General features: G+C 70.9%; 17 protein-coding genes. 3 read left to right on the plus strand and 14 right to left on the minus strand.

Annotated features, from left to right (window positions below; translation table 11 throughout):
* Positions 1-59: 59 nt before the first annotated feature.
* Positions 60-686 carry a TetR/AcrR family transcriptional regulator gene (locus AMK21_RS08220; protein WP_234421870.1) on the minus strand — a complete coding sequence of 209 codons (627 nt, stop codon included), beginning with the start codon at positions 684-686 and terminating at the stop codon, positions 60-62.
* A gap of 247 nt (positions 687-933) precedes the next feature.
* Between AMK21_RS08220 and AMK21_RS08225 the strand changes: the two genes are divergently transcribed.
* Positions 934-1,707, plus strand: a complete 774-nt coding sequence (locus AMK21_RS08225) for an AfsR/SARP family transcriptional regulator (RefSeq protein ID WP_234421893.1) — start codon at positions 934-936, stop codon at positions 1,705-1,707.
* Between the two features lie 252 nt (positions 1,708-1,959).
* Entirely contained in the window at positions 1,960-3,930 is a 1,971-nt protein-coding gene (locus AMK21_RS08230) for a helix-turn-helix domain-containing protein (RefSeq protein ID WP_073875727.1), read from the plus strand.
* On the opposite strand, the gene AMK21_RS08235 is transcribed toward AMK21_RS08230, so the two are convergent.
* Positions 3,891-5,126 (minus strand): transposase, encoded by a 1,236-nt coding sequence (locus tag AMK21_RS08235; RefSeq protein ID WP_073875729.1) that lies wholly within the window; start codon positions 5,124-5,126, stop codon positions 3,891-3,893. The genes AMK21_RS08230 and AMK21_RS08235 overlap by 40 nt on opposite strands.
* Positions 5,127-5,363: 237 nt before the next feature.
* Positions 5,364-6,551, minus strand: coding sequence for a 3-hydroxybenzoate 6-monooxygenase (locus AMK21_RS08240; protein ID WP_073876727.1), 1,188 nt, complete (start codon positions 6,549-6,551; stop codon positions 5,364-5,366).
* Between the two features lie 556 nt (positions 6,552-7,107).
* Between AMK21_RS08240 and AMK21_RS08245 the strand changes: the two genes are divergently transcribed.
* Complete coding sequence (locus AMK21_RS08245) at positions 7,108-7,614, plus strand: pyridoxal-phosphate dependent enzyme (protein WP_073875731.1); 507 nt, start codon at positions 7,108-7,110, stop codon at positions 7,612-7,614.
* A gap of 138 nt (positions 7,615-7,752) precedes the next feature.
* Here the strand turns inward: AMK21_RS08245 and AMK21_RS08250 are convergent, their stop codons facing one another.
* From AMK21_RS08250 to AMK21_RS08300, 11 genes are all read right to left on the minus strand, one after another.
* Positions 7,753-8,097 carry a hypothetical protein gene (locus AMK21_RS08250; RefSeq protein ID WP_073875733.1) on the minus strand — a complete coding sequence of 115 codons (345 nt, stop codon included), beginning with the start codon at positions 8,095-8,097 and terminating at the stop codon, positions 7,753-7,755.
* Positions 8,085-9,971, minus strand: coding sequence for an anthranilate synthase family protein (locus AMK21_RS08255; RefSeq protein WP_073875735.1), 1,887 nt, complete (start codon positions 9,969-9,971; stop codon positions 8,085-8,087). Before AMK21_RS08255 ends, AMK21_RS08250 begins: the two co-directional genes overlap by 13 nt.
* 26 nt (positions 9,972-9,997) lie before the next feature.
* Positions 9,998-10,654 (minus strand): isochorismatase family protein, encoded by a 657-nt coding sequence (locus AMK21_RS08260; protein WP_073875737.1) that lies wholly within the window; start codon positions 10,652-10,654, stop codon positions 9,998-10,000.
* 22 nt (positions 10,655-10,676) lie between these two features.
* Positions 10,677-11,447, minus strand: a complete 771-nt coding sequence (locus AMK21_RS08265; protein WP_073875739.1) for a 2,3-dihydro-2,3-dihydroxybenzoate dehydrogenase — start codon at positions 11,445-11,447, stop codon at positions 10,677-10,679.
* Positions 11,448-11,497: 50 nt separating this feature from the next.
* Positions 11,498-12,670 carry a 3-deoxy-7-phosphoheptulonate synthase gene (locus tag AMK21_RS08270; RefSeq protein WP_073875741.1) on the minus strand — a complete coding sequence of 391 codons (1,173 nt, stop codon included), beginning with the start codon at positions 12,668-12,670 and terminating at the stop codon, positions 11,498-11,500.
* Between the two features lie 131 nt (positions 12,671-12,801).
* Positions 12,802-14,655 carry an asparagine synthase (glutamine-hydrolyzing) gene (asnB, locus tag AMK21_RS08275; protein ID WP_073875743.1) on the minus strand — a complete coding sequence of 618 codons (1,854 nt, stop codon included), beginning with the start codon at positions 14,653-14,655 and terminating at the stop codon, positions 12,802-12,804.
* A gap of 96 nt (positions 14,656-14,751) precedes the next feature.
* Positions 14,752-15,207, minus strand: coding sequence for an AtaL-like protein (locus AMK21_RS08280; protein WP_079181113.1), 456 nt, complete (start codon positions 15,205-15,207; stop codon positions 14,752-14,754).
* Between the two features lie 101 nt (positions 15,208-15,308).
* Positions 15,309-16,976 carry an FAD-binding oxidoreductase gene (locus tag AMK21_RS08285; protein ID WP_073875746.1) on the minus strand — a complete coding sequence of 556 codons (1,668 nt, stop codon included), beginning with the start codon at positions 16,974-16,976 and terminating at the stop codon, positions 15,309-15,311.
* A gap of 219 nt (positions 16,977-17,195) precedes the next feature.
* Entirely contained in the window at positions 17,196-18,692 is a 1,497-nt protein-coding gene (locus AMK21_RS08290) for an FAD-dependent monooxygenase (RefSeq protein WP_073875748.1), read from the minus strand.
* A gap of 108 nt (positions 18,693-18,800) precedes the next feature.
* The gene (locus AMK21_RS08295) at positions 18,801-20,270 is read right to left on the minus strand and encodes an MFS transporter (protein WP_234421871.1); all 1,470 of its coding nucleotides are present in this window, start codon (positions 20,268-20,270) and stop codon (positions 18,801-18,803) included.
* Positions 20,271-20,432: 162 nt separating this feature from the next.
* Positions 20,433-21,194, minus strand: a complete 762-nt coding sequence (locus AMK21_RS08300) for an SDR family NAD(P)-dependent oxidoreductase (protein ID WP_073875752.1) — start codon at positions 21,192-21,194, stop codon at positions 20,433-20,435.
* Positions 21,195-21,225 lie beyond the last annotated feature (31 nt).

Genomic DNA, 21,225 nt, shown 5'->3' on the forward strand with positions numbered 1-21,225 from the left:
GACGCGTTGTGCCGCCGTCGCGCGACGGCGGCACAACGCGTGCCGGCGGCTTGCCGCGCTCAGCCGTGCCCGCACGCGGGCCGGCCCGGCACACCGTCACCGGTCCCCGCGCCGTGCGGCGCGACCGCGCCGGACAGGGACAACTCCCATACCCGGGAGAGCTGTTGGACCGGGCTGTGCCCGGCCGCGGGAGCGGTCGCGCGCCGCCGCATCTCGGCCTCCGTGCCCAGCACCAACAGCGTGGCGAGGCTCGAGAACGCCCCGGGATCGGAGCCCCCCGCGCCCGGTGCGTGCAGCCAGTCGCTGATCGTCGGTGCCCAGGCGCTGTCCCAGTCCGTGGCGGCACCCGGCTGCTCCTGCGTCAGGCGCGCGGCAGCCCGTACCACGGCCTCGTCCTCCAGCAGCCTGGCCAGGGCCAGGGTCAGCTGCACCACGGCTTGCGCGGGGGCGGCCTCGGTGGCGGACACCTGGTGCACCACCGCGGTGGTGGCGTGGTGCCCCCGGCTCCTGACGGTCGCCGCCAGCTCCTCCTTCGACGAGAAGTGGAACGTCAGTGCGCCCATGGAGATGCCGGCCGCCTTGCTGATCTGGGCGAGCGAGGAGCCCGCGTACCCGTGGCGGTCGAACTCCCCGGCCGCCGCTTCGATCAGAGCCTGGCGCGTCCGCGCGCTCCTTGCCTGCTTCACAATTCCCCTTTGCTGATGGAACACGACTCCGTGGCTTCATCGCCACGAGGAACCTGGCCGTACCGGTGATCCTTGTCCTCCAGCAGCGGTTGAGCCTCACCAAAAAACAAAAAAACCACTATTATTAACTGTAGTGGGGGGCCAGGGGAGTGCACCAGCGCCGTGGGGAACGGCGGTGTACTGCCGTATGCCCTGACGGTCGTACACAGGGGGCAAAATGGACATGAAGGTGCTGGGGATCTTGTCCGTGGAAGAGGGAGGCATACCGATCACACCGATGGAGGCGCAGGTCCGGCAGGTCCTCGCGCTGCTGGCGGCCCAGGCCGACCACACGGTCCCGACGGTCGTCCTCGTCGAGGAGCTCTGGCCCGTCGACCCGCCCCAGCACGCCACCGACATCGTGGAACGCCACATCCGCCAGCTGCGGGACCTCATCTCCGCCGCCCTCTCCCGCGCCGCGCTGGAGGTGCCCCACGGCTCCACCCACCGGGAGCCACGCAGCGCCGACACCGTGCTGGCCGGCCGGTCGGGCGGCTACCGCCTCGACAGCGGCGGCGGCACGAGCGACGCCTGGATGTTCGCCCGGGCAGCGGGAGCGGGCTACCGGGCCATGGAGACCGAGGACTTCGAGACCGCGGCCGGCCGGCTGCGCGACGCGCTGGGCCTGTGGACCGCCGGGCCGTACGCCGGTGTCCTGCACGGACCGCACCTGCGCGGCCACGCCGAGCAGCTCGAACAGTCCTGGCGGCGCGCCCTCGACCAGTGGATCGCCACCGAGATGCAACTCGGCCGGCACCACACCCTGCACGCCGACCTGTCGCTGCTCCTGTCCCGGTTCCGCGCCCGTCAGCCGCTGTACGAAGGGCTCATGGCGGAACTGCGCCGTACGGGCGATCCCTTCCGCGTGCTCCAGGCCTACAAGCGGCTGCGGCGGGGCACACCGCAGCCGCGTGTGCCCCGCCCTGCGGCGGCACCCGTCCGCATGCCGCAGCCGTTCGGGCTGAGTGCCAGCCCCGTCTGACGACTCCGGCCCGGCACATGTCCGGACGTCCGGACGCCGAGGCGTCCGGACGTCCTGTCTCGGGGGCATGCCCCCTCCCCGACCACACACCCACCGTGGCCGGGTACGGTCTCCAGCCACCGTTCGACATCCCGCCGTGGTGGCCCGGCCACCACCTGACGCCATCACCGCCGGTAACCGATTGACTGGCAGTTCATCGGCAAACTAGTTTCGGCCAGGCAAGGGGACTGGGGCCACCGGGGGGATCGGCACGTGACGACGAATGCGCGGACCGGTGGAGCGGATCTGCTCACCGTCCTGGAACTGCTCGCCGAAGAGGCTCCGCCCAGCCGGTTCGAGGAGCTACTGCAGAGCGCGCGCCGGGCCGGTGAAGCGCCGGACGACATCGCCCGCCTCGAACGCGCCGTCTCGCTGGCCCGCGGTGTCCACGCGTTACAGGGAAGACGCCGCCAGCGCGAGGACGGCCTCGCCGACCTGGTCGACACCGCCCGCGACCTGACCTTCCCCTACGAACTCGACGCGCTGCTGCGGGTCATCACCCGGAGGGTCAAGCGGCTCCTCAACTTCGACATGACCTGCGTCGCGCTGACGGACGCGGACGGCACGCTGTACGCCCGTACGTCGGAAGGGTCGACCACCGCCCTCGCGAACGAGTTCCGCATCGGCCCCGGTCGCGGTCTCGGCCACCGGGCCCTGACCACCGGCGCCCCCGTCTGGACGGCCGACTATCCAGGCGGCGACGGCATCGAGGCCCGCGAGGAGACCGATGTCGTGCGCGCCGAGGGGCTGCACGCCCTCATGGCCGTACCGCTGCTGAACGGGAACAGCCCCGTCGGCGTGCTGTACGGCGCCACCCGCGCGATACGCCACTTCAGCCCCGACGAGATCGGGCTGGTCTGCTCACTGGCCATGCTCGCCGCCGTGGCCATCGAGCGGGCCGAACGGCTCGAACAGGCCCGGGGCGAGGTCGACGAGCTCGAACTGGACGGTCTGCGTACCCGCACCAGCCTGGTCAGACTCCAGCAGCTCAACGAGGCCCACAGCCGGACCATGAGCCTGCTGCTCGCCGGAGCCGACCTCACCACCGTGGCCAAGGCGGCGGGGGACGCGCTGGACGGCACCCTCCAGCTACGCGATCCCGCCGGCCGCCTCCTGGCCGGCGGCGGGGAGATACCGGACCTCGACGAGGAAGCCGTGGCCAGGACCGCTCTGGACGCCCACACACGGCGCACCGCGGTGGCCGCCTCCGGCAACATCTGGGTCGCCCCGGTCATCGCCGGCGCGGAGGACCTGGGCTTCCTGATCCTGCGCCCCGCCACGGCACTGGTCGGCGAGGACGAACGCCTGCTGCACCTCACGGCCCAGGCCTTCGCGATCCAGCTCCTGCTCCAGCACAGCACGGCACTGGCCGAGGGGCCCGTACGCGACGAACTCTTCGACGACCTGCTCGCCACGTCCAGCCGCTCCGCGCACCGCCTGCGGCACCTCGCGAAGCGCGCTCACCGGATCGGCCTCGACCTGGACGCGCCCCATGTCCTGGTGGTCGGACGCCCGGAGGGCGGAGAGCACGGCCGTGCCCTGGTCTGGGCCTCCTCCTACGCCCACCGGATGTCCGGTCTCAAGACGGCGCACGACGGCTGCATCCTGCTGCTCCTGCCCGGCGACGACGCCTCCGCCGTGGCCCGGGCGGTCGCCGACGAGCTCTCCCCGCTGCTCGGCCACCCCGTCTCGGTCGGTGCCGCGGGCCCCGGCCGAGGTCCGGCGGAGATCCGCCGGATGCACCAGGAGGCCGTGCGCTGCCTGGACGTGCTGACCGCTCTGAACGGCGCGGGCAGTGTGGCCTCCGCGCGGGACCTGGGCTTCCTCGGCCTGCTCCTGTCCGACGACCACGACGTGGACAGCTTCATCGAGTCGGCCATCGGCCCGGTCCTCGGCCACGACCAGGAACGTCAGACGGACCTCGTCGCCACCCTGGAGGCGTTCTTCGCGGCGGGCAGCAGCCCGACCAATGCCGCCGAGGCCCTGCATGTGCACCCCAACACCGTCTCGCGCCGGCTGGAGCGGATCTCCGAACTCCTCGGCCCCGAGTGGGCGCAGCCGGACCGTACCCTCGAGGTCCAGCTCGCCCTGCGGGTGCTGCGGGCCCGGGACGTACTCCAGCAGCAGCCGAACACCGCGGCGGGTCAGGCGGACGCCGGGCCGGCCGCGCGGTCCATCGGGTAGTCTCCGGCCGTCAGCGCCACCGCCGCGTGGGCCGCGGAGGCGAGGGTGATGTGGCGGTGCCACCCCCGGAAGGACCTGCCGACGAAATCGCGCAGCCCCGCCGGAACGCCGATCCGGGCGAAATCCTGATCGACCCGGCGGGTCAGCTTGGTGGTGCGCAGCAGCTGCGCGGTGGGCAGGTGCGTCATGTCGGTGAGCCACAACTGGACGGGCGGCCGGGCCGGGTCCTGCCACTCCCCGAGCAGCAGCATGGGCCGTGGGCGGACACCGGGCCGTACGGGGAACGAGACCGGGACCGCCGTGGCGAGCGAGGTCCGCCCGGCCCACTGCCCGGCCGTGTCCAGCCACCGGACCGGTCGGCGCATCCCCGTGACCATCTCGACGATCCGCTGGGCGGGCAGGGGACCGGCCCCGTAGCCGGGCAGCGCCCGGTTGGCCACGCTCACCCGGGCGGAGGCGCTCACGCGGGCCAGGACGGGCGCCCCCACCGCGAAGAGCCGGCCCATCGCCTCCTGCGGACTGCCGCGCCGCAGGTCGAGCAGGACGGGCCGGCGCGGCCCGCCCCCGTACTGCGCGCTGTCCAGCGCGACGGCGACGGCGCACTCCTCCGCGCTTTCGGCCGGGGCGGCCTCCGGCACTTCCGCGCGGTCACGACGCGCGGGATCGCTGGTCCACTGGTGGGGCAGCAGCAGACGCCAGTTGACCGGGGCACTGACCTCCTCGGAGGCGAACCACACGCCGAACGCCTGCTGCCCACGGAACATATGACCCAGCTGCGGGGCGAACAGCCGGTCCACCCCCACCGAGTGCTCGCCCGCCTTCGGTATGTCCATCGAGCGCACCACCAGGGCCTGGGGAGAGGCGGTCCGCTCCAGGTAGGCGGCGAGCGCCCGCCGCATCGGCCGCCAGTCCCAGGTGGAACTGGAGATGAAGTGGTGCAGGCTCTGCTCCGCGGCCTGGCCGCCCACCTGCGCGGCGATGTTGCGAATCGACTTGCGGCCCTGCGCGGTGAGCAGCCCCCGCAGGTACTGCTCGGCTCTTCGCCGTTGGTCCTTGCGGTGAAAGGCCGAGAACAGCGCCTCACACAGTTCCCGTACGACATCGTCGGACAGCGCGGCACCGGACGGCAGGTGGGCCCGCTCACCGAACGGGACCGTGACAAAGGTGTCTCGTTCCTTGATGACAGACGTGTTCACAACGCTCCAACCATGGTCGGGCAGCCATCTGCGGCTACCCGCACACCATCGCCGTCCGGCCGGGCTCCGCAGGAGGTGCACAGGCCACCCGTCGGGACCTGCGGATGCGCCTGCGACCACCGCCCCGGCCGCGCCGCCGTGCCGGTCGCCCGGCCGTCCGGGCGGGCCGTCACAGAGGTGGCCGGAGCACCTGGCGGCCGGGCCCGGACGGTGACGTGCCCCCGGGCCCGGCCGGCCTCAGCGTGACCGGACGAAGTCCTGCTCCCCGTGCAGCCAGGACACCTTGTCCCGCAGCTCGTCCTGGGAGAGCGAGGAGAGCATGGTGTTGCGCGCGGCGGCGGCGTCGCCCGCCGGGTGGTAGAGCTGCGTGCCCATCTCCCGGGCGACCAGCTGGGCCCGGCCGGTCCGCTCGCGGCGTTCGGCGTTGAACTTCTCCAGGCGCTGCACGATGTCGTCACCGCCGGCATCGGCGAGCAGGTCTCCCAGCACCACGGCGTCCTCAAGAGCCTGGCACGCCCCCTGGGCCGCGTACTGGAGCATCGGGTGGGCGGCATCGCCCGTCAGCGCGACCCGGGCATCGGTCCAGTCGTCGACCGGATCGCGGTCGCACAGCACCCACTCGCGCCATCCCTCACCGAGCTCCAGAAGGCGTCGGGCCGTGCTGCCGAGGCCGGGGAACCGGCCCAGCACATGGTCGCGTTCGGCGGGGCGGCCCGCCACGGCCTCGCGGGCACCGTCGTCCCGGGTGACGGCGAGGTTGAGGTACTTGCCGTCACCGATGATGTAGTGCACGAAGTGCCACCGAGGACCGGCCCACAGGGTCACGGTGTTCCAGCGGAGCTCCTCGGGCACCCGCTCGATCGGGATGACCGAACGGTAGATCGTGTGGCCCGAGACGCGCGGTTCGCCGTCGCCGAGCATCTGCGCCCGCACCGTGGAGCGGATGCCGTCGGCGCCGATCAGCGCCGCACCCGTGAACGTCCGTCCGTCCGTGGTGTGCACGGTGACGGTCGAGGCGTCCTGCTCGTACCGGGCGACCGAGGCACCGGCGACCAGCTCGACGTCGTCCAGCGCCTGGCAGCCGGCCAGCAGCGGCTGGTACAGGTCGCCCCGGTGCACCACCGCGTACGGGTTGCCGAACCGCTCGCGGTAGGCGCCGGTGAGCGACATGGCGGCGATCTTCCGATCCGTCGTGCCGTCCATGAACCGCAACTCGTCGATGAAGACCGCACGGTCGCGTACGCCCTCGGCCACGCCCAGCCGGCCCAGGGCGTGGAAGGCGTTCGGGCCGAGCTGGATGCCCGCGCCGATCTCGGCGAAGGTGTCACTGCGCTCCAGCACCGTCACCCGGTGTCCTCGCCCGGCCAGTGACAGCGCCGTGGCGAGCCCTCCGATGCCGCCGCCGGCGACCACTATCTGAGCCATGTCGCTCATCTGCCCTCTCTTTTCTCGTTCGGGTGGTGACGCCTGCTCATCCGGCGGCCGGGCCTGCGGTCGCTGCCGGGCCGTGCTGCGGGAAGAGCCGGTTCAGTTCCTGGTGGAAGCCGGGGCAGGTCTTGGCGACGCAGCCGGGGTCGTCGAGTGCCGCGGATGCTGATGGGGCCGTCGGCGAGCGGAGCGATCACCGCGAGGGTCATGAAGGTGTCCGAGATCTCGCCCATGTCCACGCCGAAGCCGCCGGACAGGCTGCCGGTGACCGTGGTCGCGATGCGTCCTCGCCCCAGCTTTCCTCTCCGCGCCGGAGGTGGCCACGGCAGGCGGACGAGCTTGTCAGGTCGGCGGTGGCGCCACCGTACGATCTGCCCTGAGTGATCCTTGTGATCATTTGGACGATGCCAGTTGGAGGATTCGCGTGACCCCTGACTCGTCCGTCTCTCTCGCGAGTTGGCCCACAAGGTCCGCAAGCTCGAGTACACGATCGGCACAGCCCTGGCTGCCGGAGCCGATACCCTGGTCACGGTCGGGGCTCCCCAGTCCAACCATGCGAGGCGGACCGCTGGGGTACGAGCAGGCCGGCAGGGAACTGCTTTCCCAGGTTCCCTCACTGGACCTGGCCGTCGTGGCGCTGGGCTCGGGCGGCACCATGGCCGGGTTGGTCGCCGCGCTGGGCGCCGACCGTGTCCTGGGTGTGGATACCGGTGCGATGGATGAGCCCGCCGCGGCTGTGGCCGCCATGGTCGGCGAACTCACCGGCTCCGGGCTGCGGGACCGGCTTCGCATCCGTTCCGACCAGGTCGGTGCCGGCTACGGCCGGCTCACCGAATCCGCTGCGGAGGCTCCGCGGCTCGCGGCCCGCACGGAAGGTGTCGCGCTGGACCCTGTCTACACCGCAAGGACCATGGCCGGACTCATCGCGGCGGTCGAGGACGGCACCGTCACACCCGGTCGGACGACAGTCTGCTGGCACACGGGCGGCCTGCCCGGACTCTTCGGACGCACAGAGGCCGTCGACCGTTTCGGCAGTGCACTGGAGAGGTTCCCGGCATAGCCCAGCAAGCGGCGCGCTCACGACGGGTGACCGCATTCACCCGGGACGCACCGCCTGTCCGGCCCCGGCCCCGGCAGGAACCCGGTTCCGCCCCGACCGCGCCTGCTCGCGGCCGGGGCGGGACCCGGTGTCAGCGGTTCAGCCCGGAGCCGTGTCGTCGAGGGCCAGGCCGCGGCCGGCCAGGGCGGCGAGCGTGAACCCACCCTCCACGGTGGCCTCCACGTCGAAGGCGTGACGCTCGGTGGGCGGATAGCCGATGAGCTCGGCGGCCCGGGACGGCAGCGGCCGGGAGGCGGCCTCGGCCGACTCCCACAGCAGCACCGCCCCCCAGCGCCCGGTGTCCGCGTCCGAGATCCAGAACTTCAGTCGAAGGCCGGGGATCTTCGAGAACCTCTCCACCGCCTCGTCCCGAAGGAAGTCGCGCAGGGACTCGATGGTCTGCCGGGAGGCCGCCAGGTCCCACCACACGATCACCGCACGCATGAGGCGGCCAAGGACTCGAGCAGGGTGCCGAAGATCCGCAGACCGTTCTGGGTCAGCACGGATTCGGCGTGGAACTGCATGGACGCGAAGCGTTCGGCGCGCAGGGCGTGCACCTCACCGGTCGAGCTGCTGCGGCTGACCTCGATGCGCCCGTGCACCGGATGCTCGAAGCTGTCCTGGTCGGCGCGCGCGGCGTAGGCGTTGTAGAAGCCCACCCGCTCACGCCGGCCGAACAGATCGATCTCGTGCTGGGCCCCCTGGTTCGGGACCAGGCGCCGCACCAGAGGCAGGCCGAGCAGAGTGCTCAGCACCTGGTGGCTCAGGCACACGGCGAGGAACGGCCGCCGCTCGTCCAGCACCTGGGCGACCGCCGCCCGCAGATGCGCGATCTTCGGGTGGCTGGTCTCCCGCGGATCTCCCGGTCCCGGCCCCATGATGAGGAGGTCGTAGCCGTCGATGTCGTACGGCTCGTCGAAGCGGCGTACCGTCACCTCACAGCCCAGCGAGCGGACCTGGTGGGCGATCATCGAGGTGAAGGTGTCCTCGGCGTCGATCACCAGTACGCTGCGCCCGGCCAGGGCGCTCTTCACACGGTCCCGGTCCACGACGCCCTTGAGCCAGAAGCCGGCGATGGTGCCGTTGCGCTCGCCGAGGGCTTCGAGTACGGCCGGGTGCGCCCCGAACCGGCTGGACTCCTGCTCACCCAGCGCGGCCAGCAGCCCGGCCGCCTTGGCGCGGGTCTCGTGCACCTCGGAGACCGGGTCGGAGTGGCGTACCAGGGTCGCGCCGACGCCGATCTTCATCTGCCCGGCACCGTCGATCTCGGCGGTGCGGATCAGGATCGAGGAGTCCAGGGTGCGCCCGCCCGAGGCGTCGCGCCCGATCAGGGCCACGACCCCGCTGTAGTAGCCCCGGCCGGTGGGCTCGTAACGGCTGATCACCTTGGCCGCGCTCTCCAGCGGTGAGCCGGTGACGGTCGGTGCGAAGAGCGTTTCGCGCAGGATCTCGCGCACGTCCCGTTCCGTACGGCCCTCGATGAAGTACTCCGTGTGGGCCAGGTGGGCCATTTCCTTGAGGTACGGGCCCGCCACCCGACCCCCCGCGGGGCAGAGCCGGCCCATCATCTTCAGTTCCTCGTCGACGACCATGTACAGCTCGTCGGCTTCCTTCTGGTCGTCCAGGAACTTCAGCACGCCGTCGAGCGTCGGCCCGTTCGCGGGGTAGCGGTAGGTGCCGCTGATCGGATTCATCACCGCCGTACCGTCGTGCAGGCTGATGTGCCGCTCCGGGGTGGCGCCGATGAACGTCCGGTCGCCCGTATGGACGAGGAAGGTCCAGTACGCCCCGGCCTCCCGCTCGAGGAGTCGGCGGAAGAACGACAGCGCCGCGCGCGGACCGAAACCGGGCAGCTGCGCGGTGAAGGAGCGCTTGATGACGAAGTTGGCGCCCTCACCGGTGCCGATCTCGTCCGCGATCACCCGTCGCACGATGTCGGCATAGGCGTCGTCGTCGACGTCGAAGTGGCCGTCGGCCAGCTTGACCGGATCGTCGGGCAGCAGCGGCAGGGTCTCGCCGAGCGGCAGGACGGTCTGCTCACGCACCCTCATCGCCAGCAGGGGCGCGTCGTCGGTGTGCGCGGCGTAACCCCGCTCGGTGATCTGCTGGTACGGAATGAGGGCGAGCAGCTCCTGACCCGGCGCCGAGTCCTCGTCCAGGGGCAGGTCGGCGAGGTTTGCGGCCTGTCCCACCTCCCCCCGGAGCAGCTCCAGGACGTCGGGTCCGGCCGACTCGGGCCGGTGCAGAAGGGCGAACGCGCCCGCGGATCCGTCGAGGATCCGCGACAGGACATCGGACACGGCGTCCTGACCGGCCATGGGGGTTCCTTTCACCGAGGCCGTACTCAACGCGCTGACTCGTTCGTATCGAGTTCGACCAGGACGGACTTGGTGGTCACGACCCGGGCGGCGCGCTGCGCCGCGTAGTCGAGGGCGAGGCGGTGGTAGTCCGCCGAGAAGTCGGCGACCGCGTCGGCCACCAGGAACGGCTGGATGTCGTTCGTGAACGCGTCGACCGCGGTCATCAGCACACCGACGTGTGCGTACACGCCACAGATGATGAGCTGGTCACGGCCGTGGGACCGCATGCGCTCCAGCAGATCGGACTTGAAGAAGGCGCTGTAGCGCCACTTGGTGAAGACCCAGTCGCCCTCGGCGGGCTCCAAGGGACGCACGACCTGCTTGTGCTCGGGGGTGGGACGCATCCCCGGGCCCCAGAAGTCCTTCAGCAGGCCGCGCTCCTGCGGGGTCATACCGCCGGGCTGCGCGGTGTAGGCGACCGGGATGCCCAGCGCGGCACACCGCTCGCGCAGCAGCACGGCGTTGCCCACCAGCGTGGCCCCCGGCGCGGCGGAGCGCGGGAACGGCCGGAGGAAGTACTCCTGCATGTCGTGCAGCAGCAGCACCGCCCGCTCGGGGTCCACCTGCCAGTCCACCGTGTTGACCGGCAGATCCGCGGCTTCGGGCATGGGGTAGGGCTCAACAGGGGGTATGCCGGGCATGGCGCTGGGGGTCCTTTCGTGGTCAGACACCGAGGGTGGCTCCGCCGTCCACGGTCATGTCGTGCATGGTGATGTGGCCCGCCTGGTCGGACAGGAGGAACAGCACGGCCTGCGCCACGTCCTCGGGACGGGCGACCTTGCCCAGCGGAATGCCGACCCGGTAGGCGTCGGGATTGCCCGCGACGGAGGCCTTGGCCGCGGTCTGGGCGGTGTGCATCCCGCGCAGCATGGGCGTGTCGGTCGAACCGGGAGCGACCAGGTTGCAGCGGATGTTGTACTGGGCGACCTCGAGACCGAGGCACTTGGTGAAGGCTGTCGCCGCAGCCTTGGACGCCGCGTAGGCGGCCATCTCCGTACGCGCGGTGCCCGCCGCGTTCGAGGCGACGGTCACAATGGCGCCGCGCCGGCGGGGGATCATGCGGTTGACGAGGGCGCGGGAGGTGAAGAAGACACCGTTGGTGTTCACCGCCAGGGTGGCCGTCCAGTCCTGGTCGGTGAGGTCCCGTGCCGCGCCCAGACGCAGCACGCCCGCGGCGTTGACGAGATAGTCCACCGGGCCCAGGTCACGTTCGACCCGCTCCGCCAGGGCCTCCACCTCGGCGCTGGAGGCGACATCGGCTGCGAAACCCGTCACGGCCAGCCCGTCGGCCCGCAGCTTCTCCACGGACTCCGCCAGCCGTTCGGGGACCAGGTCCACGGCGGCGACCTTCACCCCGCGGTCCGCCAGCAGCCGGACGACCGCCTCGCCGATGCCGCCGGCGGCCCCGGTGACCAGGGCAACTCTGCCTTCCACGTTCGTACCTCCTACAAGTGATGGATGCGCGTCGCCGGACGGGTCCGGACTCAGCCCCGCCACGCCGAGACGACCTCGATGGCCTGCTGGGGATTGAGGCGGGGATCGCAGAAGCTGAGGTACTTGTCGCCGACCCGGCGGAGTTCCGAGGCGTCCAGGACACACTCGGTGACCTTCTCCGGGGTGGTCTCCAGGTGGAGACCGGCGGCGACACCGCCGTTCGCGCACACGGCGTTCTGGAAGTTCTCGACCTCACGCACCACCGTCGACACCATGCGGGTCTTGAGACCGTCGGGGCTGGTGACGGTGTTGCCGTGCATCGGGTCCGACAGCCAGAGCACCGGGTGGCCGGCCTGGTGGACCGCACGGACCAGGGCGGGCAGCCTCTCGGCCACGTTGTCGGCGCCCATGCGCGCGATGAGCGTGAGCCGGCCGGGGTGTCGCCGGGGGTCGAGACGGTCGCAGAGGGCGAGCAGCTCGTCCGGCGTCATGGTGGGCCCGACCTTGACCGCGACGGGATTGGAGACGGCGGCGAGCAGCGCGATGTGGGCGCCGTCCAGCTGCCGGGTGCGCTCGCCGACCCACGGCCAGTGGGTCGAGGTGAGCAGCAGAGAGCCGTCGGGCTCGCGGCGCAGCAGCGGCAGTTCGTAGTCGAGCAGCAGTGCTTCGTGGCTGGTCCACACGGGGACGTCGAGCACCGAGCGGCTCGCCGTGCCGCGCCAGCCGAGGTAGTGCATGATGTCGCTGGCGGCCCGGTAGCCGGTCAGCAGATGCCGCGGATCGGGGTGGCGCAGCTCCGCGTCGGGCTCCGGACGGTTGACCATGTGGCCGCGGTAGACCGGCAGTTCGACGCCGTCCACCAGCTCGGTGGGGGACGAGCGGGGCTTGCCGAACTGGCCGGCCAGCCGCCCCACCCGTACGACCGAGTTCCCCGAGGCGAGCTTCATCGCCCCGGCCAGCAGGTCCAGCAGGGCGCTCTTGCGCGTGACGTCCTCGGGGGTGGCCTCGGCCGGGTCCTCGGCGCAGTCACCGGTCTGGATCACCCGGAGATGACCCGCGGCGGCTTCCGCGAGCAGGGAGCGCAGACGGCGTACCGCCTCGGCATCCACCAGGGCCGGCATCCGCTCGAGGTCTGCCTGTACGTCCCCGAGACGGGGATGGGCGCTCCAGTCGGGCTGTTGCAGCGCGGGTATGGATCGGATGGAGGACTGAATGTCAATCATCGGTTCCCTCAGCAGGGCGTGCCGGAACGGGTCCGGCTGCGGGCGGGCGCGGTGAGGAGTGATGCGGCACGTGGGAGGTGCGGGCCGACGGTCCGTACGTCCCGGCTCGTGCCGGGCGGCCGGCCGGAGCGTTACAGCACGACCCTCACGTCGTAGTCGCTCACCCAGGTGTTGAACTCGACCAGGCGCTCCAGGACGGCGCGGGCACTCCACGGGCCCCCGACGGCGTAGGAGCCCTCGGGACGGTCGAGCAGCCTGCGGATGTCCGCCTCGCCGACCAGGTCGAGGACGGGGGCGCCCTCGGTGATGATGGCCTCGACGCGCTTGCGCAGCTCCAGCTCGTAGGTGAGGTCCTGGGTGGAGGGGTACGGGTTCTTCTTGCGGTCCAGGACCGAGTCGGGCAGGACGCCCCGCATGGCCGCCCGCAGCAGGCTCTTCTCGCGGCCGTCGAAGCTCTTCATCGCCCACGGGGTGTTGTAGACGTACTCCACCAGCCGGTGGTCGGTGAAGGGAACGCGCACCTCCAGGCTCGCGGCCATGCTGACGCGGTCCTTGCGGTCCAGCAGGAAGTTCTCCCAGCGGGTGAGGTTCAGGAAGGTCAGCTCACGCATCCGGGCCTCGTGGCCCGTCTCCCCGGCCAGCCGGGGAACCTGCTGGAGGGCCTCGGTGTAGCGCTGCTTGATGTACTCGGTCAGCCCGAGCCGGTCCCACAGGCCGATGTCGTGCAGCGCGCCGATGCCGCCGGCCTTCTCGAAGGGGTGGTGCCAGGGGAAGCTGTCGAGGGAGACGGCCTCCTCGTCGTGGAACCAGGTGTACCCGCCGAAGAGTTCGTCGGCTGCCTCGCCGGACAGAGCGACCGTCATACGCTCCTTCAGCGCGCGGCACAGCAGCAGCAGCGAGTACTCCATGTCACCCGTGGACACCGGGAGGTCCTGGGCGCGCAGCACCTGCTGGCGCACCTCGTCGTTCAGGACGTCGTTGCTGTCGAGCTCGACGATGATGTGTTCGGCCCCGACGTGCTCGGCGACCTCGATGGCGTACGGGGTGTCCGGGTCGGCCCACTGGACGTTCGCCTCGAAACGCTCCTCGTGGCCGGTGAAGTTGACGGAGAAGGCCCGGATCGGCTCGGTGACGCCCTTGTCCGCCAGCGCTTTGGCGGCGATCGCCGTGATGGCGCTGGAGTCGAGGCCGCCGGAGAGGAGCGTGCCCACCGTGACGTCCGCGATCAGCTGACGCTCCACGATGTCCTCGAGCAGCTCGCGGACCGTGTCGATGGTGGTGTCGAGGTCGTCGGTGTGCTCCCGTGCCGTCAGTTCCCAGTACCGGTGGGAGGAGGAGCCGTCCTTGGAGAACCGCATGACCGTGGCGGGCAGGACCTCGTACATGCCCTTGAGCACCCCGTGTCCGGGCGTCTTGACGATCGAGAAGATCTCCCGGAGGCCCTCGCCGTCGATGACCGCCTCGACGTCCTCGTGGGCGAGGATCGCCTTGAGCTCGGACCCGAAGATGACCCCGTCCTCGGTGGGGTGGTAGTAGAGCGGTTTGACGCCCATCCGGTCGCGGACCAGCAGCAGTTCCTCGGAGCGCGGGTCCCAGATGGCGAAGGCGTAGATGCCGTTGAGCCGCTCGGCGAAGCCGGCACCCCACTGGAGGTAGGCGCGCAGGACCACCTCGGTGTCGCTCGACGTGCGGAACTCGTGTCCCAGGCCGCGCAGTTCCTGCCGCAGTTCCTGGAAGTTGTACACCTCCCCGGTGTACGTGATGACGGGCAGGTCGTCGGAGCCCTCGGCGACGGCCATCGGCTGCCGGCCGCCCTCCAGATCGATGATCGAGAGGCGGCGGTGGCCGAGAACGGCGTGCTGCGAGCTCCACAGGCCGCCGGCGTCCGGGCCACGGCACACCATGGTCTCCGTCATGGTCGACGCGGTCCGGGTGTACTCCCGAAGGTCACGCCCGTAACTCACCCATCCGGCCAGGCCGCACATAAAGGGGTTTCCTCTCGCTGAGAACGCGTAATGTCGAGACGTCTGTGACTATCTGTCCCGGGGGACGGGTGCGGCAATGCCGCTCAGGGGAATACGTCAGGTTCCGTTTACCGCGCCGTGGACGATGGGCAGCAGCGAGCTGGAGAACGTCTTCGAGATGTGCGGCAGAAATTCCGGATCCTTCTGCCCCTTGAGCTGACCGTCTCCGGTCAAGGTCAACCGCAGCGTGAACGTCGGCCGGCCGTCGCCGTCCGTGCCGATCTCATTGACGATTTCCGCGACATCGGGATCGTTGTGCGCCTGGAAAGTCATCCGCGTGGGCGGCTCGTAGACGACGCGCTCGCTGACCCTCCTGCCGTCCGCGTAGGTGATTTCCCGGAGCAGGCCGTCCTCGTACACCTCAAGGACCTCACAGCCCGTGATGTACGGCACGTACTTCGCCGGGTCCTGCGCTTTGTGGACCATGGCATGCCACAGTTCCTCGTTGTTCACCTGTATTCCCGACGGGGTTTCCGGCAGGTACATCGGGACGGTCCAGCTGAGCGTGGTCATCGTGATTTCCTCAAGGTCGGAGAAGGGGGGAAGGCCCGGTGCTCGCGCGCAGCGCCGGCACCGGGCCTTCCCGGGATGCGAGGGTCGAGCGGCCGGCGCCGTCAGGCGGGCAGTTCGATCGACTGCGAGTGCCGGAAGATGTTCTTCGGGTCGTACTTGGCCTTGATCTGCCGCAGACGCGGGTAGTTGGCCTTGTAGTAGAGCGTCGACCAGGCCACTCCGGACTGGTTCACCTGCGGGTTGCGGATGTCGGCGTCCGGGTAGTTGATATAGCAGCCGTCGGTCTGCGCCCCCGGCACCGGATAGCCGCCGGTCGAGGAGAAGACGGTGGTGTAGATGTCACGGCACCAGCCGATGTGCTGGGCGTCCTCCGAGGCGTCCGACCAGAACGTCTCGAAGAGCACCTTGAAGGCGGAGTCGCGCTGCGCCGACGCGGTGGCGTCCGACGCGACGGCGTTGATCTGCCCGCCGTAGGACAGCAGCACCATGAGCGCCTGGTCGTTGACGTAGTCCGTGCGCGTCAGGTGCGTCCACATCGAGCCGACCTGCGCGTCCGTGAAGTTCTTCTTCATGTACGCCGACTTGTACTCGCCGCGCAGGGTGGGGTTGGTCAGCGTCGGGTTGCTCGTGCCCAGCAGCCGGACCGCGGTGAACCAGGGCAGCCGTACGGGGTGGAAGAGGTCCGGCATGGCGATGTGCTCGCCGATGGGCTCGTTCACCGGCCGGGCCGTGGCACCGACGCCCGCCGTGATGGCCGCCAGATAGTCCTGGAGCATCTGCTCGGCGTTCGGCTCCGTGCCGTCGACGACGGTGAGCAGACCGATGTTCCCGTTGACCTTGTGGTTGGCCAGCAGGAAGCTGCACAGGCCCTTGTTGGGGGAGGTGGGCGACATGTTCGCCTCGTGCCAGGCGCCGTAGTTCTTGATCAGCCGGGTGAAGCCGGCCTTGTCGAGCTGGCTCCAGGGGATCGACACCGCGTTGACCAGGACCGTCTTCGGCGGCTTGGGCAGCACCGTCAGGCGGCTGTTGGTCGGCTTCGGGTCGCGGAACCAGTAGCGGGTGACGACGCCGAAGTTGCCGCCTCCGCCGCCGGTGTGGGCCCACCACAGGTCGCGGTTGGGGTCGTTGTCGGCGCGCGTCGCGATCACCGCCTGGGCCTTGCCGGCGGCGTTCACGGTGACGACCTCGACCGCGTGCAGGTAGTCGATGATCGAACCGAGCTTGCGGGACAGCAGGCCGTAGCCGCCGCCGCTCACATGGCCGCCCACACCGACGGAGAAGCACATGCCGCCGGGAACGGTGACCCCGTAGACCTTGAACAGCGTCTCGTAGACCTCGGTGAGCGTCGCACCGGCCTCCACGGCGTACGCGTTGCGCGCCGTGTCGAAATAGACCTCACTCATCTCCGTCATGTTGATGACGACCTTGACTTCGGGATTGTGCACGAAGTCCGTGTAGCAGTGGCCGCCCCCCTGGATCGATATGCGCTTCCCCGCGTCCACCGCCTCCTGAACCGCGGCGGTCACCTGCTCGGTGGTGGAAACGACACGAATGTAGTCGGGGGCGCTGACCCAGCGCTGGTTCATTCCGCTGATCAGTTCCGGATACTGGATGTCGGCCGGTTTGACGGTCACCGCGTTGAAGGTGGCGGCGGCGGACGCCGCGGCGGCGTTCGGTGCTCGGGTGATACCGGTCGCCGCCGCGATTCCCGCTCCTGCCGCGACGGTTGCGGCACCGGAAAGAACGACACGTCGCTTGACAGACTTCATGCTGATCCTTTGAGAAAGAGCGGTTTCGTGCACGAGCGCAGTCTGTTAAGTGGGGGGCGACGGGCCGTGAACTCTCCGTTCTCCGGGTGAGAACGCACGCTCATGTTGCATCCGCCCAGGAAGGGGCGGCCAATCTCGACCGGATACTTAGTCAAGTCGTCGAAAGTGACGGGCAGCACACGTGACGAACTGTGCTGTCGAGGATTGTCCGAGCGGGATCTATACGGTTCCGAACCAGCGCAGCAGCGCGGCTTCGAGGTCCCGCGCATCCGCCGTCCCGCCCTGAGCGCTCCACGCCGCGTAGCCGTCCGGCCGCAGCAGGACCGCCTCCGCGGGAAGCTCCTCGCCCTCGGCGGCGGCCGGGACCACATCCACCCGGTCCGCCCAGGGGCGCGCCACCTCACGCAGATCCGGGCGCCCCGCCGTATCGAGCAGGAGTCCGCGCCCCGCGTGCAGCAGCGAGGACAGGGGGACCGGGCCCCGCTCGGTCCTGAGGCCCAGGTCATGGACGAACCGGCCGGCCATCGGGTCGTCGGGCCGCCCCACGCCGTAGACGGTACGGGTACCGCTCACCATCCCGGCGAGGTAGGCGTTGACCTCCTTCATCTCCATGAGTTCGCCGAAGAGCTGCCTCAGCGCGTCGGCCGAAGGGTCCGGGTTCATCAGCGCCACCTGGGCCCGCACGTTGTACAGCACCTCGGCCGCCACCGGGTGCCGCTCGCTGTGATACGTGTCCAGCAGCCCTGCGGGCGCCCAGCCGTTCACCTCGGCGGCCAGCTTCCAGCCGAGGTTGACCGCGTCCTGCAGACCCGTGTTCAGCCCCTGGCCCCCGGCGGGGAAATGCACATGCGTGGCGTCCCCGGCCACCAGGATCCGGCCCCGGCGGTACTCCTCCGCCTGCAGCGCCGCATCGCTGAACCGCGTCAGCCACTTCGGGGAGGACATCGCCACGCGCTCGCCGGTGATCCGCTCCGCCTCACCCCGCAACTCGTCGAGGGTGACCGGGGAGTGCCGGTCGGGGTGCGGGCCGCGGAAGTCGTACGTTCCGATCCGGCTGCGCCCGTACGGGTTGACCCAGAAGATGGTCCATCCGCGTTCCGTACGCTGCCAGCCGGCGGGTACCCGGTGCGGCTCCGCCAGCTCCACCTCGCCCATCAGGCAGGAGATCGTCGGCAGCGTCCCGGAGAACGGGATGCCCGCCTGTTTCCGTACGGTGCTGCGCACCCCGTCGCAGCCCACCACCCATCCCGCGCGCAGCACCGACTCGCCGTCGACACCGCGCACCGTCAGCCTGACCTCGTCGCCCGTGTCCTCGACGGCGGTGACGTCCTGGCCCCGCCGGATCTCCGCGCCGAGCTGCTGTGCGCGCCGGGCGAAGACGTTCTCCGCGTACGCCTGCGGGCTGCCCAGCATGGCGGGGAACTCCTCCACCACAGGGGCGAGGTCCAGGCCGAAGATGCCGCCGAAGTGGAAGGGCACCTGCCGGTGCCGGTGTGCCGAAGCCCGGTGCGGGCCGGGCTGGACGGCCTCCAGCAGACCGCGCCGGTTCAGCGTCTGGGCGGTACGGGCGTGCAGGGTTCCGGCCTTCGACTCACCGGTCGGCGTGGGCAGGCGCTCCAGCACCGTGGTGCGTACCCCGTGCAGGGCCAGCTCCGCCGCGAGCAGCATGCCCACGGGGCCTCCGCCCACCACCGCGACATCGGTGTCCCGGACCATCTTCGTTCCCCTTTCGACGGGCGTCGCTGACGCCGGACGCGCGTGGTTGGACGGACCGCCGGTCATCGGGACCGCGGGAGGTGCCGGCTGCTCTTCCTCGGCGCCGGCTCACGCACGGTCGGCGGGAAGGTCGTGCCTGCTCTGCCCGCGCAGGAGCAGGACGGCGGCGAGTGCGGAGACCGCGAAGACGACGCCCGCGGTGGTGAAGGCGAAGGCGTAGCCCGATGCCTCCGCCGCGGTACGGGCGGTGGCCCCGCCGGTGAGGCCGGCGGTGTGCGAGGCGGCTAGTGAGGCCAGTACGGCGAGGCCGATCGTCGGTCCGGTCTCCAGCGCGGTGTTGACGACACCCCCGGCCAGACCCGACTGCTCCGCCGGAACGTCGTTGAGCATGGTGATGGTGGCGGCGGAGAAGACCAGGGCGATGCCGGCCGGCAGCAGCAGCAGTCCGGCGAGGACCGGGCCCGCGTACGGGCTGTGGTCGGTGAGGCGGCCGAGGAGGAGGAGACCGGCGGCGGCCAGCAGCAGCCCGGTGGCGATGACCGTCCGGGAGCCGAGCCGTGCGACCAGGCGGCCGCCGAGCGGTCCGACGGCCAGCAGGACCACGGTGAACGGCAGGAACGCCGCCGATGTGCGCAGCGGAGAGAGGCCTGCCACCTGCTGGAAGTAGAGGGAGAGCAGGAAGAACATGGTCGCCGTGCCGGCCGAGGCGATGAGTACCGCCCACAACGCGGTCGCCCGGCGCCGCGACACGAGGAAGCCCGGCGGGAGCAGCGGGTCGGGGGCCCGCCGTTCGACGAGCGCGAAGGCGGCGAGCAGGACGACGCCGAGAACGCTCGGTACCGTCACGGCGGCCGAGGTCCAGGAGGTTTCGGCCGCGTGGACCAGGCCGTAACTGAGCAGAGAGAGGCCGGCCGTGGCCAGGACGGCGCCGAGCACGTCGACCTTGCCCTCGGCCGGTGTGCCGGTGTCGCGGGGCAGCAGGCGGGGCGCCATCAGCACGGCGACCACCGCCACCAGGGTGGGGACGAGGAAGGTCCAGCGCCAGGAGAACCACACGATCGCGGCCCCGGAGACGAGCGTGCCGACCGCGGCACCCAGGGGGGCGAGCGCACCCCAGATGCCCATGGCCCGGGCGCGGGCTCGCGGCGCCTGATGGAGCGAGACGGCGAGTGCCATGGCGGCGGGGGCGGCGAAAGCCGCGCCGGCGCCCTGGACGAGGCGGGCCGTCAGCAGGGTCGTCACGTCCGGGGCGAAACCGCCGACGGCGGAGGCCAGGCCGAACAGCGCGGTGCCGGCGACGAAGACGCGGCGGCGTCCGTACAGGTCGGCGATGCGGCCGCCGAGGAGCAGCAGACCGCCGAAGGACAGTCCGTAGGCCGCGCTGACCAGCGTCAGCTGGGCGACGGAGAGGCCCAGTTCGGTCCTGACCGTGGGCAGGGCCACGGACAGCATGGTGATCGCCAGCACCAGGACCACCTGGACGGCGGCCAGCAGCACGAACGCGTCCTGCGAACGGCCCGGTGAGGGAGGCGGCGCAACCGTGCTGGTGGCGGAGAGGGAATCGTCTGCGACAGGCATCGAACGCCTTGCTCTGAGTGGGGCGGCGTGGTTACCGGCCCGTTGGTCGGGTGGACACGGCCGTCCCGGCCCGCCAGGAACGGCGGGCCGGGACGGCGTCGGGGCTGCCACGGGACGGAGCCGGCCTCAGCTGCGGAGCAGGGGCGGGCGGAGCCGCACGGCTCAGGCGCTGGCCCCGCCGTCGGTCACCAGGTCGTGGCCGACGACGAAGCTGGAGTCGTCCGAGGCCAGCCAGAGCACGGAGGCGACGATCTCGTCGGTCTCGGCGAGGCGGCCGAGCGGGATGGTGCCGTTCAGCCGGGCAGCGCGGTCGGCCTCGCTCTCGCCGGGCATGAAGGTCATCGGGGTGTTGGAGGCGCCGGGGCTGACCGCGTTGATGCGGATGCCGTCCTTGATGTGGTCGAGCGCGGCGGCCCGGGTGAGGGTCGACACGGCGGCCTTGGAGGCCGCGTACGCGCCGGTGCCGGGGTAGCGCAGGTGGTAGCCGATGTTGGAGGCGGCGTTCACGATGGCGCCGCCGCCGTGCTCGCGCATGTGCTGGATCTCGTACTTCATCGACAGCATGACGCCGGTGAGGTTGACCGCGAGCTGGGTGTGCCACTGCTTCTCGTCGATGTCGCCGGCGGGGCCGAGCGCGGCGAAGATGCCGGCGTTGTTGTGAGCGATGTGCAGGCCGCCGTGGCGGGCGACCGTGGCGTCGACCATCGCCCGCACGGAGTCGGAGTCGGTCACGTCGACCGTGACGGCGCTCGCGGTGCCACCCTCCTGCTCGATCAGCTTGACGGTGTGCGCGGCGTTCTCGGCGTTGAGATCGGCGACGACGACCGTGGCGCCGCGCTCGGCGAAGGCACGGGCGCTGCGGCGGCCGATGCCGGAGCCGGCTCCGGTGACGAGCGCGACCTTGCCGTGGAACGTTGCGGACATGCGAAGTCTCCTGACGCAGAAGGGGAGGGCG

Source organism: Streptomyces sp. CB00316, assembly GCF_001905595.1.
GTDB lineage: Bacteria > Actinomycetota > Actinomycetes > Streptomycetales > Streptomycetaceae > Streptomyces.

Bases quoted from the DNA above. Each gene is read 5' to 3' on its own strand.
- AMK21_RS08255 (WP_073875735.1), bottom strand. From the start codon at position 9,971: ATGGCCGGTCAGGACGCCGTGTCCGATGTCCTGTCGCGGATCCTCGAC.
- asnB (WP_073875743.1), bottom strand. From the start codon at position 14,655: ATGTGCGGCCTGGCCGGATGGGTGAGTTACGGGCGTGACCTTCGGGAG.
- AMK21_RS08290 (WP_073875748.1), bottom strand. From the start codon at position 18,692: ATGGTCCGGGACACCGATGTCGCGGTGGTGGGCGGAGGCCCCGTGGGC.
- AMK21_RS08295 (WP_234421871.1), bottom strand. From the start codon at position 20,270: ATGCCTGTCGCAGACGATTCCCTCTCCGCCACCAGCACGGTTGCGCCG.
- AMK21_RS08240 (WP_073876727.1), bottom strand. From the start codon at position 6,551: ATGGCTCAGATAGTGGTCGCCGGCGGCGGCATCGGAGGGCTCGCCACG.
- AMK21_RS08285 (WP_073875746.1), bottom strand. From the start codon at position 16,976: ATGAAGTCTGTCAAGCGACGTGTCGTTCTTTCCGGTGCCGCAACCGTC.
- AMK21_RS08260 (WP_073875737.1), bottom strand. From the start codon at position 10,654: ATGCCCGGCATACCCCCTGTTGAGCCCTACCCCATGCCCGAAGCCGCG.
- AMK21_RS08270 (WP_073875741.1), bottom strand. From the start codon at position 12,670: ATGATTGACATTCAGTCCTCCATCCGATCCATACCCGCGCTGCAACAG.
- AMK21_RS08250 (WP_073875733.1), bottom strand. From the start codon at position 8,097: ATGCGTGCGGTGATCGTGTGGTGGGACCTGGCGGCCTCCCGGCAGACC.
- AMK21_RS08245 (WP_073875731.1), top strand. From the start codon at position 7,108: ATGCGAGGCGGACCGCTGGGGTACGAGCAGGCCGGCAGGGAACTGCTT.
- AMK21_RS08280 (WP_079181113.1), bottom strand. From the start codon at position 15,207: ATGACCACGCTCAGCTGGACCGTCCCGATGTACCTGCCGGAAACCCCG.
- AMK21_RS08300 (WP_073875752.1), bottom strand. From the start codon at position 21,194: ATGTCCGCAACGTTCCACGGCAAGGTCGCGCTCGTCACCGGAGCCGGC.